Raw genomic sequence first — 16,474 nt, forward strand, 5'->3', positions numbered from 1 at the left:
ATGAATGCAGTAATTATAGGCGTTTTATTAATGCTCAGTCTGGCGCTAATTCGCGTTAATGTTATTGTGGCAATGACTGTCAGTGCAATGGTGGCTGGGTTAAGTGCCGGTCTAGGGCTAAACGAGACCATGAATGCCTTTAACAGTGGCCTTTCAGGTGGGGCAGAAATAGCGCTCAGTTATGCCATGTTAGGTGGATTTGCAGTGGCGATTTCAAAATCAGGATTAACCCACATTCTGGCTCAGAAACTATTGAGTTTGGTCGACAACTCAGACGAAGCTCATACTCGGGTGCTCAGCTTCACCATTATGAGTATTATCCTATTGTGTGCCGTCGCTTCGCAAAACTTGATCCCTGTTCATATCGCATTTATTCCTATTTTGATCCCCCCGTTGCTGACAATTTTAAATAAGCTTTCTCTAGACAGAAGAGCTATTGCCTGTATTCTAACCTTTGGTTTAGCAACCTCGTATATGGTACTTCCTTACGGTTTTGGTGGTATTTACCTTTACTCAATCTTACATAAAAACCTAACGGATAATGGCTTAGATATGGTCAATACTCAAGTTCCTATGGCAATGATAATCCCTGCAATAGGAATGCTGGTAGGCTTAGTCATCGCCGTTTTTGTGAGCTACCGTAAAGGTCGAGAATACAAACACAACGAAGCAAGTGAAGTTGCCGCCGCGAAACAAATTGAAAACCCCAAAAAGGTGATGATAATCGGCGCAATAGCGGTTATCAGTTCATTACTGGCCCAAAACATTAGTGGTTCGATGATCTTGGGTGGCTTAGTGGGTGTCATGATGTTTAGCGTTTTCGGCATCGTCAAGTGGGAACAAAGTTCAGATGTTTTCAGTCGCGGCGTTGCTATGATGGCCATGATTGGCTTTATCATGATTTCGGCGCAAGGCTTTGCATCTGTAATGAAAGCTACCGGAGATGTGGCAAGTTTAGTTGCAGCTTGTTCGCAGTTTATTGGCGATAACAAACCGTTAGCTGCAGCAATGATTTTACTGGTTGGTTTGCTAATTACCATGGGAATTGGCAGCTCATTTTCGACCGTGCCTATCATCGCCACCCTATTTGTACCTTTATGTATGGAAGTTGGTTTTTCTATGATGGCAACCGCCGCGCTTGTTGGTACTGCTGGCGCGTTAGGCGATGCAGGCTCCCCTGCTTCCGACTCAACTCTTGGACCAACGTCAGGATTAAACGCGGATGGTCAGCACGACCATATTTGGGACTCTGTTGTGCCTACCTTTATTCACTTTAATATTCCGCTACTTATCTTCGGTTGGATAGCGGCAATGGTACTGTAGGTTAGTCAATATTAAATGCAACACTCACAAGGCTTATCAGTTAATTGGTAAGCCTTTTTTGTTTTAGTGTTATGAATAGATTTTTAAATATTCGAACGCCTGTTTAAAATTTGGATTCAAGTTAGTATCATCCCTACTCCGTTAACTTTGATTTAACTAATTTGCAAGGAAATGCTAGTGAAAAAAATCATCCTATCGTTATTGTGTATCGCACCCGCTGCATATGCTATAACCGACGACCCAAAGTCCGATATCTTTAATGTTTATAAATACTTAAGAGATTCTCAAGGTAACTGCGTTACGCAAGAGCCTCTGTCAAAGAACCGCTGTGAATCGAAAACCACTGCCGTGACAAAAAATACGGAAGTGTTTGGTTATCTAGGTCATGTGTGGGGAACAAAAGCGCGTAAAGGTTCTAATTCACATGTCAACGACGATTTTGGTGGCAGTCAAGATTTAGACTTGGATGGCATAGATGATTCAATTACCAAATACAGTGGTCCAGTGTCGACTTACACGGCAAAACATTACCCTGTTGCGGTAAAATCAGGAAGCTACACATATTTTGTGTATTCAGGTCCTTTTACACCTGATATTAATGGTGGCCGCCCCAGCGAGTCAGAAATTGCAATGGCAACTGTACAAACTCCCTATTCAATGGGGGACATTAACGGTAGCATAAATTCAGCAGCTGGTATCAATAAAGGCGACTCCCCGTTTGGTCATGCGTATTATTTAAGCTCTGGCACTTATACTCCAAATAAAGCGCGCTGTTATTTTTCTACAACAAACTATCTGGGGAGCTTTTATGACCCGAATACACCAGATAACTACTACGAAACAGAGTATAAAAACCATCTTAGCAATCAGTTTGATCCTGATGGCGACATACAATGTAATCGTTCAAATGCTCTGGGGATTTACGTTGGCAAGTATAACCATGTAACAAAGAAAGTATCTCGGCCTGTGCTTGTTCATGCCAAATATACCGATGACCCGCATGATAACGCTGTGATTAATGTTGACGAAGACAATAATATTCTTATTGTGGTAGCAGCACGAGGCCCTCGTCGAGGCGCGATAATGTATCGAACCAAAGTTGCAGGTGACATAAAGTCATTTGAAGATGTAACGCCTGATAACTTTGATTACGCAAGCGTATTAAACCAGACTGCTGGGAAAACACTATTTGAAAAAAATAGTAAACAGTACAGAGGCATGGCCTACCCTAAGTTGTTTGCGCTGCCAAATAGTTCTAATAAGTACCGTATTATTTATAACGTGTATTGCAAAGGGCGATATGGTGATCAAACTCCTGTGATTAATCATATTTCTTGCAACCGCCCAAGTGGTGGCTACCAAGCGCGACAACTCCATACTGCGGTTTTACAGTACGATACTTTTACTAGAAAAATGGTTGTGTCTGATCATCAAACAATCGCAGCATATGGTGGGCATTACGCCATTGCTAAAGCTAAAGGCAATGTTATTTCACTGGCATTTAACTTACATAAAAATGCCCATGGAGATGACCGTATAAACCTGTATCATATTTTCTCAGAAGATGGCGGTTACAACTGGCAGTACATTGATAGGTTTGGCAATAGAAAAGCGCTAGCATTACCGCTTACAGCTATCAGCGACTTTACAAAAGCTGAAGTATTTAAAGATCATGATATTGATTATAGTAACTCCGAAACAGTTATAACTCGTACTTATATGAAAGATATTGACGTGTATGTTGAAAATGGCAGTCTAAAAAAAGTATACATCTTGACGGTTAAATCATGTGACTCAAGCACGTTGACTGCATGTACCAATGGTCAAGGCTACTTACCAACAACTCAGCCAATTCATAGTATGCACAGAAGCTTTTTCAACGGGGTATCATGGAGCACAACAAAGCTTACAGACAATGTTGACCATAACTACTCTACAGGGATGGTCTCTCGCTCATTAGATGGTAAACGTTATGATGTATTCTATCCAAGAACAATAGATTCAAGAAATAATGCATTAGCAGGTGGCTATGTATCTCGCGTAACGGAATATATTACCGCCATATCTTCGTCTAAGTCATTCTTAGAAGTCAATATTGCCTCGCGTGAACCATATAAAAAAGACTACTATAAGAATCTGTGTGAGTTCAACTATATGCGCAGTGTGTTGCATGGCAGTGATGACATCATTGGAATTTTCTCAGGGGCAAACCCTTATCGTTTTGAACCATCAACGGTCAATAAAAATATGGCTGCATCACCTTTATTCTTTTTATCGCGAAGTGGAGATATAAAACGACTACCTACCTACATTCCAAACAATGCCAGTGAAGCAAGTTTGGAACTCGTAGATGGCGATCATTATATTTCCTGTAAAGTAGACTTTTAACGTATATAAATACTAAGGGGCTATACGACCTTAGTATTTATAACCCTTCTTTGGTTAAGAAAGTTTTACTTATAGCGGTAATGATGAGGTTAGACTTAAAGCAAGCACATGTATGATGTGTTCTATGTGGGTATAGAGGGCGATATCAAATCGCCCTTTGTTTTTAGTTATCTGTGACTTTAGTTATTTGAAGCCATTTAGCATCTTCTCACAGACCACTGGGGTTGGCCTATGATTATCGTCAACTGCTACAAAAGTGAAGCTCCCCGATATCGCTAAGTGCTTATCATCTTTGTGCATACGCTCTAGATAGATCTCCACTTCAACTTTTAAGCTGGTGTTACCAACGTGTACAACTCGAGATACAAGCTCTGCAAACGTACCGGCTGGGATAGCCTCTTTAAAGTCGACTCTGTCTGATGAAATAGTTACCAAGGGTTTTCGACAAAATCGTGTCGCAGCGATGAAAGCGACTTCATCCATCCATGCTAGCGCGTCACCACCAAACAAGGTGTTATGGTGGTTTGTTCTACCTGGAAATACGGTTTTTGTTACCGAAGTTACGGAGTCTTCAATACGTTTCGCAATAATTGCATCTTTATCTGATTGTGTCATTTACTACTGTTGCTCGCCAATGTGTCTTGCATTAATAACTGTGGATCTAGTCGTTCATTATACCAATTAAAACGCCAGTCCAAATGTGGGCCGGTTACCCTACCCGTTGCGCCTATGTCGGCAAAGTGGTCGCCAGTGTTTAACTTGTCGCCCACTTTGACATGAAGTTTACTCAAATGAATGTATGTAGAGCTAATACCATAGCCGTGGTCAACAATGATAGTACCGCCACTGTAATACAAGTCAGGATCAGCAAAGGTTACTACACCCGGTAACGGAGCCAATACAGGTGTACCCGTTTTATTTGCTATATCTAATCCATAGTGTGGGTTACGCGGCTCACCATTGAAATACCTTTGGCTACCATATACACCGGATATTCTACCTTCAGCAGGTCGATATACAGGCTCTTTGAAATACTCTAGCTTTGATTCTGTTGCGCGAGCTTCTCGTACAGCCTTAGCTTCTTCGCGAATACGCTTTAATACCGAATCAGGAGGAGACACGTATTTTTTTTCAACGCCCGTAATTCGGTCAATCTTAAATTCTCGCTCTGTTATCACGAGCTCTTTACTGTGTTGTCTATTATCATTATCAACCCAGCTTAATGTATGCGAAGTTTGTGCATCACGGCCAAAACCAAATACAAACTCACCGTCATTCGTTAATTTTAGTTGTTTATCGTTTAAGCTAACCTGTTTCACATTGGCTATTTTACCAATCACCATACCACCTTGGGTCAGGTTACCTATTAGTTCAAGTGCGTTGGCATTGAGTGATGCGAACATTGACAATGCGAGCACTATCCCTTTTTTAAGCATATGCGATAGCTCCTTTACCCACTCCTTCGTAGGCTTTAACCATGATTTCTTTGTCTGCGGACTCTTGCTTGATTTGTTGCGCTAAATACTCAGCGATACACTCAACGGTGGTGTCACAAGGTAATATGTCACAGCGCTCACGACTAATGGCCAACTCAAAATAGCCCTGAGTTGCGTCATAGGCAAAACACACATCACCATCTTGCGGTTTTACGTTAACAAGCTGCTGTGGCTGCACTAAATCTTCTTCGGTACCAAGATAGATGTCTTGCCATTTACTAGCCCATTGCTTTTGTAAGCGAGGGTGTTTCATGCCATTAACGAATACACCAATCTGTGAGCGATGACCATGAATGATGCGTTGACAATTGCCATCGTGTTTCTTTAAACCATGGCTATAGTGATAGTAAAAACTTTCAGCTTGTTCTGCTCGCAACTCAATGCCAATATCTTTTACGTTTTCAGGCATTTTTGGCATGATCACAGTCTTAAGAAACTCTACAACCGATTGCTCGTTAACTGTGTCACCTGCGAGTAAGCACACCGCTTGCTCGGGTGCGCTCATTGCCAAATGATGGCCTTCGCCAAACATGCAATCCAAATCAGCCCGACCATCTTTGATATCGACTGTACCGTTCAACCCTTTTGCGATAGCAAGCTTGTGATCTATCGTGTCATCAATAATGCGTTTGATCTGTTTTTTAACCAGCGCAAAATCTAGCACCATAGACTCGTCATTAAGCTGACCGTGTAACGTCAAATCAACTATCCAGCTTTCACCCACTGCGCCACGCTGATTACAAAGGTAAGAAAAATCAATAACTGTCAGTGAATCTACAAAAAGGATCATAAACTTCCGATAATCTAGTCAAATACTGTCGTTATTATAAAGTTTTTTACGACAAATATCGCGTCTAACCGTAAGAGAATTGCGTTTTAATGAGAATTATTCTTACATAAGACACAAATTTAACTGTTCAGAGTTGTTTAGCGTACATCTGTACGCTAAAGTAACTGCGAAATTTTCAGCAAAGATTGTGAACTATGGAACCAAAAAATAGCTATACAAAAGAAGAATTAATCCAATGTGGTCGCGGTGAAATGTTTGGCGAAGGCAATTGCCGCTTGCCAAGTGACAACATGTTAATGATGGATCGTATCGTCGAGATCAATGATGATGGCGGTGAGTTTGGAAAAGGTCACATTATTGCTGAGCTTGATATCAATCCAGAACTTTGGTTCTTTGATTGTCACTTCAAAGGCGATCCAGTTATGCCAGGTTGTCTAGGCTTGGATGCTATGTGGCAGCTTGTTGGCTTTTTCCTAGGATGGTCCGGCGGCCCGGGCCTTGGTCGCGCACTTGGTGTAGGTGAGGTAAAATTTACCGGTCAGATTCTTCCTACAGCCAAAAAAGTAACTTATCGCATCGATATGAAACGTGTAATCAAACGCAAATTATTCATGGGTATGGCTGATGGCACAGTTGAAGTAGACGGTCGCGTGATATATGAAGCAAAAGACCTAAAAGTAGGTCTTTTCCAAGATACCAGTGCGTTCTAAAGCGAATAACTGGTACAAACAACAAAGCCCCTAAACAGGGGCTTTGTTGTTTGTAAACTGTGTATGTGATTTAGGTTTTGAAGGTATTACGATTTTCAATCGCTTCACGCCATCCACCCAGCCATTCTGATCTGGGCTCTACTTGTTGATATGGACATAAATCTTTTGATCTGCCGGCTAGTCCAGCTTTAAATCCTTGTGAATGTGCTCTTTCTAAGCGATCTCTTTTCTGTCTCTTCATAGGTAAAATCCTCACCTTTTCTTTTTCAATGATGCAGTGACCGAGTTGGCCTCTGACATTTAATAATTAGTTAATAAAACCGTTGTTATCAACTCATAGCACACTTAAATTTTGCTATTAAAGGCGTGTTTTGTATCACCCTCTTGATAACACAGAAATTGTTTTTTAACTGATGTGTTTCATGCGCACATCACGCACTATTGAATTATTGAGAACAACTGACCTCAGCGAGTTTACCACGCACAATAGCGAGGTCATTTTACTTGCTAGCAAGTCAGTACAGAGCAGGATTGGCCAAACCTTCATCTTCAATAAATCATATTCGCCCAGCCCTTGCAATGATATTTATCAAGCTTTTTTTAAAGCGCGTTAACACTTGAATCAGTAATTGCCTCATCAAACCATATAGAGCAAATTTATTCCCACCAACCTAAAATAGTAGATAGAAATTCAAAATCAAGATTTAAAAAAACATTCATAATTTTGAAACATAAAAATCTTTTTGATTTTCAATAACCAATAATATTCTTGTATCTAATCGCTGCTGGTAACTCAGATGAGGCCATCATAATGACCCATACTTATCAGTATAGACTTGCTGTTTTGTTTGCTTGAACGCAATAAAAAATCTAACGAATGATGGCGTTGCGTTCACTTTATCTATTAAGCTGTTGTAGAAGCTGCCAACGAATTTTCCTTGCTTGCACTTCATCAACTTCACCAAGACTTCCCAACGCATCACTGTTAATATGCTCATGTGCGTTATCAGAAAATACATAGTGGTCGAATATCGCTTTCCAAGCTTGTTTCTGTGCTGCTGGTAAGTGTCCAATAGACATAACAGCGTGATTTAAAACATCCGTGGGTAACCCTAAGTATGCGTCGGTTTCTCGCCACCAATAGTTGATCAGTGCGTTGATTGAAGACGTACTTTTAACATGATGCCACCACATACTCGGAATATAGATAGCATCTCCGGGGCCTAACTCAGCATACAGACTTTGCTCTAGTGCACTTTTAAACTTAGGAAACTTTTGACTATCAGGCGCGTTAAAGTCGACCATGCTCACTATTTGGCCCGCTGGGGTGAAATCAATTGGTCCAGGATATAAAGCATCAATCTGATCAGGTTTAAACAAGGTAAATTGCCTTGTACCCGCCACAACGCAAGCTATATTTTGTGGGATATCATAATGGGCTGCGACTTCACTTTGGTTACCAAGCCACAGACTAATTAGCGGCGAGTAGTCCAACATAGGTAAGCTATTTTCTTGTGCAAAGTTAGGCAAACAATATCCGAGTGTGGTCGAGCCCATATAGATACTGGGCTGATTGTCTAATTGTTGGTTTTGAAGTTGTAACAGTATTTCACTAAGTTGCGTCTTTATCTGACTGAAATTTTTCTTGGTGTGAGTCTCATCATAGAAAAACCGACCTTGATACTTAGCCTCGCACGAATACGCATAAACACTGGCATTAACATCAAAACGCGTAAGATAGTTGCACAGTTCAGCATCCGAATCTAGCGCAGCCGCAACAACGGGCCAATGTGAAACAACACCTTTGAACACTAATGGCTGTGGGTTATCTAACTGCGTTTGTGCTTGAACCAACTCAACCATGTCTTGAGGTGCCAAACCGTGGTGCTGTTTAATGTGTTCCATCAGCCAATTACACTCCCTAACGTGATTTTTTGTTAATCAAAGACCTAAGCTGTCCAAGCGATGCCAAAACCATATAAATATGTTGCAAGTAGCCTTTTTTATTCAAGGTTAGCACCGCTTCATCCGCTAAGCTGTTCAGCGCATCTTCATTGATAGTGTACAAACCATTTAGCTGTTGCGTACCAATATTGATCAAAGCACTTTCGAGTAAATTATGATCTACCAAATCGTTTAAGAAGGCCTGGTTGTCTTCATGGCCATGATGAATACTCAGTAAGATACTATTTACCTTTTGTAAGTACTCGGTCATTCCCCCTTGAGATGTAAATAACGGCTCGCCATGGGTTGTATTTACCTTGGGATGTGCCATGTCGATATGCACTGCCGGCTCTTGAACCGGGATGCCATTTTTCTGTTTCTCGATAAAGCCAATCAGAAATGGCTGACGTTGAATGCTAAGAGGAATGTAGTCAGCATCCCATTTATCATCCTGTAGATATAAATTTTCTTTATCATTGAAACCCAGTAATACCACAGACTGAAATTGGCCTGTTGCTGCGTCTTTTTTAAAAAATATTGGATATTCGCTTTGCAATTGTGCATATTCACTTGGAAACACTCTGGCAACGCTCACACTATCGCCAAGTTGCGCACTATAACTTGTGATTACTTTGATATCTTTATGGGTAATGTTGTCCAGCAACTGTTCTTGAGACATAAGGGCTCCTTAATTAAACCTTTGCAATGCCGTATTTTGCGATATTGTCTAGCAGCGTTCTGTTTGTTGGCTGAGCGTCTAACCCTTGCTGAGCTACTTGTGTTACTTGCTTGAAAAGGCTGTTAATGTGCGGTGTTATACTGGGGTTATCAACTAACGTATTGAAACCCATACCATAAAGCACATATTGGTAACTGGCTGAAGAGAACACCTCATCAATATGATCCAAATCTCCATGTTTTGGTGGACGATGGCGCCAAAGGGTCATTAAATTAGTCAAACTTTGTGGGACTTGGTCGGATTTCATGCTCTGCCAATACGGCGTATCGTCACGCTCACTGAGTACATAATGAAGCTTCAAAAAGTCGATAATACGTGCCCAGTGGTACTTAAATTTATCATTATAGCGTTGGGCTACAACATCCATCATGTTGTCACTTTCGGGTAAGTTATCGCATAAATATTGAGCGCCAAGCTCGATCATGACCAATGCCGAAGCCTCTAGAGGTTCAATAAATCCCGCAGACATACCAATAGCGACACAGTTTTTATGCCAAAACTGTTCTCGATAGCCAGGATTAAATGTTATCTCTTTTACCTGAGCTTCTTGATGTACATATAACCCTTGGTCATTAATGTATTGACGTAACTGTTTGGATGCTTTCTCGAAATCACAGTATTCACTGGCAAAGGTGTAACCTATCCCACGTCGGCTTTTTAGCGCAATATCCCATATCCAACCATACGCTTGCGCAGTGGATTTGGTACAAGATGCTACCTCACATTGCAAAGTATTGTGCGAAACTTGTAGCGCTACAGCACGGTCATTTTTCAATATATGCTTTTTGGATAGCCACTGCACACCATAGTGTTCCCCCAGCAATAACGCGCGACTACCCGTACAGTCAACGAACAGCTCAGCAGCGAGCTCACCATTGTCACGCGTACTCACAGAACTGATATAACCCTCAGTGGCACCATTAACTGAGATAACATCATCCAGTATTAAAGTTACACCCAGCTTAGTTGTACAATGTTGTTTCAGTAGCTGAGCGAATTTATCCGCATTTAAATGATATCCGTAATTAGCTCTACCTTGATATTGAGGGTCACTGGCAGTTTTAGGTGCAAGTGCTCTATCGCACCAATAACTTTGCGCACACGATGCATGGGCAAAGTCGACCTTATCCTTGATCCCTAACCAAGGTGAAACAATGTCAACTTGCTCTGTATATCCAACTGGTAACGAAAACGGATGATAGTAACGATGACCTTCACTTTTAGCCCAGTTGATAAACTCAGAGCCCTGCTTAAAAGACGCCTCACACTGGTGCATAAACTCGTCTTCATTGATGCCAATTTTTTGGAGTGTGGTGCGCATTGTCGGCCAAGTCCCTTCGCCTACACCTATGGTTGCTATATGCTTAGATTCAACGAGTGTTACTTGCCAATCACGGCGTTGCGATGCTAACAGACCAGCAGTTAGCCAGCCAGCGCTGCCTCCACCAACAATTAAAATGCGCTTTGTATATGTATTATGACTCATAGGTTTCTCTTACCAAGCAGCTATTATAAAGCCGCTTTTCAGCGGCTTTATAATAATACTAGTCTTAGAAAGTATAGCGTGCACCTAAGTTATAGCGGGCACCATATTGCGCACCATTGAGGAATTGCTCAGGGTAGCGAACATATACCCTTTGCGTTTCTTCTGTGATGTTCAAGCCTTCAAAGAAGATGGTGAGCTGCTCGTTTACTTGGTAGTTTACGTTAAGGTCAATTTGTGAATAAGCCTCAGTAAATACCGGCGACGAATGCTGATCGAAGCCCGACAAGAACTCATCACGCCAGTTGTACGACACACGAACAGATAAACCATCCTTATCATAAATGGCTGATAAGTTTGCGGAATCACTCATACCAACAAGCGCAAACTGTGCGGTTGTGATATCACGGTTGACGCTTACGTCTCCGTTAACGATGGTGGCATTAGCCTGAATACCAAAACCACTTTCACCGAACATGTGTTGTACTGCCAGTTCCCAGCCGTATAAACGTGAAGCACGTAAGTTTACGTCACGGGAAACCGCAAAGGTGGCTAGCGGGTCATTTTCGTTCGCACCAATGCGAGTACCCGTTTCTTGCCCCATGTTCTCATTAATACGGTCATGAATGGCTTGATCAGACGGTTGAATTCCTTCGGCTATCAATTGTTCACGCGCTTCATCAGCACGAGGGCCGATAAACACGTCACGTAAGCCTTCAATGGTCTCGTCGGTTGTCACATTCACCAAGAAGTTGTCTACTTTTTTGTTGAAGTAACCGATAGAGGCATAGCTGCCTTGGTCGTAATAGTATTCAAAAGACACATCGTAGTTATCCGCCACATATGGCTGTAACTGCGGGTTGCCCACTGACACCTTACGCTGGCCAACTTTTGGGTTACCTAAGAAGTTTTTAGTTGAGCCCAAAGCCCCAATTGGCGGACGTGTTAATGAACGAGAATACGATGCACGAGCGATAACATCGTCCATGATTTCGTAATCGATGTCGATGCTAGGTAAAAACTCCTCAGTTTCACCAGTACCCGATGAGAAGGTCTGTTCACTCGCATAAACATATTCCCACTCATTACCATTAACCCATTCCATTGCGATAGCTGGACGCTCTAGACCCGCGGATTCAACATCCGTTTTCTCATAACGTACACCAACCACCACATTTAGTGGTCTGTCGGCGACTTCAAACGACATGTTTGCCTGAGTGTACAAAGCAGTTGTGGTTTCTTTTACGCGACTGTCAGTGTCAATTGGACCGGCTTGGAATTGACCATTAACTTCTTCAGGCCATCCATCATTGTATATATCTGGCGCAATAGTGTCTTCAATGGTCTCAAACAGGTGCAAAACTTGGTCAAAGTCTGCTGTCATGTAGTAATCAACCGGTTTATTGCCCGCATTTGAGAACCCATCTAGTACACTATCGATGCCAACACGGCTAAACATGTCATCTGGGAAATGAACTGCTGACCATGTCCACCAACCAGCTGGTAAATTTTGCGAGTAAGCTTGGGTTTGTCTGAATTCCATTTGCGTACGAGACGCACCAAAAGACACTTTATTCACAAAGCCGCTGTTGTTATTAACCCACTCCCCTTTAAGTTGGAACTGAGTCATATCATTCTCACTCATATCCTGAGTCACCGCGCCAAATAAAGAGCCCATATCGGCACCTGTTAGCTCATCCTGAGGATTGCCCTGACCATCAATTAGATCAAAGCCCCACAGCGGGATCCCGTTAGCGTCAACCATGTTGGTTTTTACATTGATATTGGCGGTATTAGGGCCAAACGCCGCACCCGCATCTTCGCAGAATCCGCAAGATGTATTACCTATGATTAGGAATGCGTCATTACCTAGCCCAGCCCCTTCACTTAAGGCTGTTGAGTCATGGGCATCAAACTCGAAACTCAAGGCGTCTGACGCTTGCCATTGGAGGTTAAATCCGAGAGATTTATTCTCGTTCTGGTATTGCGCTCGACTCAAATTAGTCGCGTAGTCGCCACCAATTTCGGCAATATCGGTATACGTTCCGTTTTCATTGATAGTGGCACTTTTAACGTTACCGCCATTGTTAAACCAAACTCCAAACGCATTGCGGTTAGATTCAAACTCTAGTTTTGAATAGGTGTAATCAACCGTCGCGGTAACATCATCGTTGATAGCATATTGCAACACCAACTGACCATTGATACGTGTACGCTCATTATCATTAATCGAGTAGCCAGAGTTTTGCGGATACCAAGTAGCACCATCTTCACGTGTGTTATTATCGGTTAACTCCAGGTTTGGTGAAGCGCTAATGTCGACATTGGGGATCCAGTTGTCAATCGCAGCCTTTTCTTCACGGTTGTTTCTGTCTTGGTATGAACCTGACAGTAGCACACCAAATTTATCATCATTAAAGGTATTGCTGTAGATACCTGACACCTCAGGAGTAATATCATCTCCCGCTTCATTTGAGGTCTCAAGTACACCTTTAACGCCTAGTGATGCTTTCAACCCAGGAGAGTTTAGCGGCTTAGCGGTTAACATGTTAACCGTGGCACCTATCCCACCGCTTGGTAAATCGGCCTTGGTGGTTTTATAGATTTCAACAGCGCTTACGCCTTCAGTCGCGATATTGGCAAAATCAAAGGAGCGTCCGCCCACCGTTGGCAGTTGACGACCGTTGAGTGTGACCAAGTTAAACTCTGGCCCCATACCACGTACAGTTACCTTACTACCTTCATTGTTACTTCGGTCAATCGACACGCCGGTTATACGTTGCAATGACTCTGCTAAATTCGAATCAGGAAACTTACCGATATCTTCTGCGGTGATTGCATCTACAACACCTGTAGCGCTGCGCTTGACATCCATTGATTTAATCAAGCTACCTTTGATACCTGTAATTTCAATTACTTCTATATTTTCTTGTTGTTCTTGCGCCATTGCGTACGGTGCCAAGTTACCCGCTAAAATAAGCGATAAACTCGTTGCCAGCATGGATTTGTTAAATTGTTTTGTTGTCATATTGATCCCCGGACCACACGATTGTTTATTGCTCCTCAAAAAACATAGAGTAAATTTTTGAGTCACACACAATGTAAGCGCTTACATTGATAAACGCAACAATGAAAGCGCTTACATTTAAATTAGAGTATATCTAAGTTATAGTCAAATAAAATGTTATATACTCCGAATTCTTATTTTAAAACCTTATAAATTAGTTAGATATCGAATCAAGCACATTCAATACTTGAGTCTCTCACCTCAAGTTTAGGTACAAATACCGACTTAATATCTAAATTCTTTTTCTCATAAACTTGCTTAAGAATGTACTTTGCCGCCATTTTGCCCATCTCATAGATAGGATAATCAATTGTGGTCAGTGTCGGATACAGGTAACTCGCATAGATAATGTTGTCAAACCCTACTACTGACAGTTCTGACGGCACGTCAATCCCTAACTGCCTTGCACGGGTCATAACCCCTGAGGCCATTTCATCGTTAGCACACACCACGCACGTAAATTGGGGGGCATGTTCATAAAGCCAATCTAAGCCTTTCGCCCCTGAACTTTGCTGATAATCCCCTTCAAAACATAAAGCATCATCAAATTCTATTTTGGCGTCAGCGAGGGCTTGTTTATGGCCTTGCAAACGCTCCTGCGCATCTTGCTTCCATTTTGGCCCAGAAATATAGGCCAGCTTTTGGTGTCCGAGTTTTATCAAATGCTGTGTTGCAAGATAACCACCTTGTTTATTATCCAACCGAATACAACGGTTTTCTATTTGCTGTATGTAACGATTGATCAGTACAAATTCGATACCTCTGACTTCGAGTTCCAAAAGGTACTCATCGGTTACAGCCTCAGCATGAAGGATTAACGCATCGCATTTACGACCAATCAAAAACTCAATACTGGCGCGTTCACGTTCTTCATCTGAGTGACCAGATGTGATTATGGTATGCTTTCCTTCAAGCCTTAAGGTATCTTCAATTGCACTCATCATATCCCCAAAAAATGGACCATGTAGTTCAGATACCAAGACCCCAACACTATTTGAACGATTTGAAGCCAGAGATTGCGCGATTGAATTTGGCTGATAACCAAGCTCTGCCATCGCCTTAAGCACCTTTTGTTTGGTTTTATCGCTAACCTTCGTATTATTGTTCATAACACGCGACACGGTAGCAAGCGATACTCCTGCAAGCTCTGACACTTGATAAATAGTGGCCATACCCTTCCTTTAAAAACTGGTTAACTTTGGTGGCTTTTTAGCTCACTCAACTGCGCTTGAACTGAGATCATATAGGGACCATCAAGTAAATAACTACGCATCAAATAAGCCACAACAATAGAACCCAACGCTGGTAACACGCTAAAACTGAGTGAAATACCATACTGAGTTTGCGGTGATTGTGCCATATCTGCCTGATAACCAAAATAGCTAAGCAGCCAACCCGCAATCGCACCGCCAAGCGCAATTCCCAATTTTATAAAAAATACCACGGAAGAATACACCATGCCGGTAACACGTCGTTTGCTGGTCAAATGACCATAATCTATGGTGTCGGCCATCATAGCCCAAAGCAAAGGTGTCGCCATTTGTAAAAAGAAACTCCATAGCGCAAACAGTGCAAAAGCCCACTGCCATTGATGTTGGTCCACAAAAAATGCTAAAGCACACAACAATGCCGCTACGATTTGTAGGCTGATGTATGCTTTAACCTTACAAACTCGACTGGCCAACCAACTGGAACAAGCACACCCTAATATGCTTGCAACCATACCGACAGTAACGAATGGTGTTAACAGCTCTGGTAGTTGCAAATAGTATTTTACATAATATACAGCTAACGAAGCTTTCAGTACTTGCCCGGTAAGTAAAAACAGCCCAACGAGTGAAAGGATACGCCATTGGGAGTTTTGAAAAAGTAGTTTGAAGTCACTGCTAATAGCGGGTGCCGATAAACTCGGGTTAGGCTTAATCCGCTCTTTTGTTCCTAAAAAGCACAGTAGAAACAATATCATACCAAGCAGCCCCATGAACGCCATGGTAAGTTGATAACCCTTTTGCACATCTCCTTTACCTAATACTTCTACCAACGGCATAGTCCCCGCAGCAATAATAAGACCCCCTAACATGCCAAAAACAAAACGGTATGACTGCAAAGATACACGCTGTTGTGGGTCTTTGGTCATCACCCCTCCGAGCGCCGAATAAGGGATATTAATGGCTGTATAAACCAGCATTAACAACGCATATGTCACAAATGCGTATGCAACTTTAAGGTTATAAGGCCACTGTGGTGTTGTGAACGCCAATACACTGATAAGTGCAAATGGCACACACAACCATAAAAGATAGGGACGATACTGACCGTATTTACTATGAGTTCTATCCGCAATCGCCCCCATCAACGGATCGGTAACCGCGTCAAAAATACGTACGACAAGAAATAATGTCCCTACCAGCGCTGGCTCTAAGCCCATTACATCGGTATAAAACAGCAACAAAAACATCATTACTGTCTGGAAAATCAGGTTACTGGCAGTATCTCCCAACCCGTATGCTATTTTTTCTTTTTTTGTCAGCATC

Annotated in this window: 13 protein-coding genes; 3 read left to right on the top strand and 10 right to left on the bottom strand. The window is 42.1% G+C overall.

The window, feature by feature from the left end:
• Together C2M32_RS09955 and C2M32_RS09960 are read left to right on the top strand one after the other, a co-directional pair.
• Positions 1–1,323, top strand: a complete 1,323-nt coding sequence (locus C2M32_RS09955) for a Na+/H+ antiporter family protein (RefSeq protein ID WP_105168289.1) — start codon at positions 1–3, stop codon at positions 1,321–1,323.
• Between the two features lie 177 nt (positions 1,324–1,500).
• Complete coding sequence (locus C2M32_RS09960; protein ID WP_105168290.1) at positions 1,501–3,711, top strand: hypothetical protein; 2,211 nt, start codon at positions 1,501–1,503, stop codon at positions 3,709–3,711.
• Positions 3,712–3,894: 183 nt separating this feature from the next.
• Here the strand turns inward: C2M32_RS09960 and C2M32_RS09965 are convergent, their stop codons facing one another.
• From C2M32_RS09965 to C2M32_RS09975, 3 genes are read right to left on the bottom strand one after another with little or no spacing between them, the layout of a single operon-like run.
• Complete coding sequence (locus tag C2M32_RS09965) at positions 3,895–4,326, bottom strand: acyl-CoA thioesterase (RefSeq protein WP_105168291.1); 432 nt, start codon at positions 4,324–4,326, stop codon at positions 3,895–3,897.
• Positions 4,323–5,147 carry a M23 family metallopeptidase gene (locus C2M32_RS09970; RefSeq protein WP_105168292.1) on the bottom strand — a complete coding sequence of 275 codons (825 nt, stop codon included), beginning with the start codon at positions 5,145–5,147 and terminating at the stop codon, positions 4,323–4,325. Before C2M32_RS09970 ends, C2M32_RS09965 begins: the two co-directional genes overlap by 4 nt.
• Positions 5,140–5,997: a 6-carboxytetrahydropterin synthase gene (locus C2M32_RS09975; RefSeq protein WP_105168293.1), complete on the bottom strand. Its 858-nt coding sequence runs from the start codon at positions 5,995–5,997 to the stop codon at positions 5,140–5,142. Before C2M32_RS09975 ends, C2M32_RS09970 begins: the two co-directional genes overlap by 8 nt.
• 194 nt (positions 5,998–6,191) lie before the next feature.
• Here C2M32_RS09975 and fabA point away from each other — a divergent pair, with 194 nt between their 5' ends.
• Positions 6,192–6,707: a 3-hydroxyacyl-[acyl-carrier-protein] dehydratase FabA gene (gene fabA / locus C2M32_RS09980; RefSeq protein ID WP_105168294.1), complete on the top strand. Its 516-nt coding sequence runs from the start codon at positions 6,192–6,194 to the stop codon at positions 6,705–6,707.
• Positions 6,708–6,777: 70 nt separating this feature from the next.
• Here fabA and rmf read toward each other — a convergent pair whose 3' ends face one another.
• From rmf to C2M32_RS10020, 7 genes are all read right to left on the bottom strand, one after another.
• Positions 6,778–6,948: a ribosome modulation factor gene (rmf, locus tag C2M32_RS09985; RefSeq protein ID WP_070985445.1), complete on the bottom strand. Its 171-nt coding sequence runs from the start codon at positions 6,946–6,948 to the stop codon at positions 6,778–6,780.
• Positions 6,949–7,604: 656 nt separating this feature from the next.
• Positions 7,605–8,612, bottom strand: coding sequence for a cupin-like domain-containing protein (locus C2M32_RS09995; RefSeq protein ID WP_105168296.1), 1,008 nt, complete (start codon positions 8,610–8,612; stop codon positions 7,605–7,607).
• Between the two features lie 16 nt (positions 8,613–8,628).
• On the bottom strand, positions 8,629–9,330 hold the full coding sequence (locus tag C2M32_RS10000; RefSeq protein WP_105168297.1) for a SapC family protein: 702 nt from the start codon (positions 9,328–9,330) through the stop codon (positions 8,629–8,631).
• Positions 9,331–9,343: 13 nt separating this feature from the next.
• Positions 9,344–10,876, bottom strand: coding sequence for a tryptophan halogenase family protein (locus tag C2M32_RS10005; RefSeq protein ID WP_105168298.1), 1,533 nt, complete (start codon positions 10,874–10,876; stop codon positions 9,344–9,346).
• 64 nt (positions 10,877–10,940) lie between these two features.
• A complete protein-coding gene (locus C2M32_RS10010) occupies positions 10,941–13,901 on the bottom strand; it encodes a TonB-dependent receptor (RefSeq protein WP_105168299.1) in 2,961 nt (986 codons plus the stop codon).
• Positions 13,902–14,110: 209 nt separating this feature from the next.
• Complete coding sequence (locus C2M32_RS10015) at positions 14,111–15,112, bottom strand: LacI family DNA-binding transcriptional regulator (RefSeq protein WP_105168300.1); 1,002 nt, start codon at positions 15,110–15,112, stop codon at positions 14,111–14,113.
• Positions 15,113–15,132: 20 nt separating this feature from the next.
• Positions 15,133–16,473, bottom strand: a complete 1,341-nt coding sequence (locus C2M32_RS10020; protein ID WP_105168301.1) for a glycoside-pentoside-hexuronide (GPH):cation symporter — start codon at positions 16,471–16,473, stop codon at positions 15,133–15,135.
• Between the last annotated feature and the right edge of the window lies 1 nt (position 16,474).

It is taken from the genome of Pseudoalteromonas sp. T1lg23B, from assembly GCF_002964665.1.
Classification (GTDB): domain Bacteria; phylum Pseudomonadota; class Gammaproteobacteria; order Enterobacterales; family Alteromonadaceae; genus Pseudoalteromonas.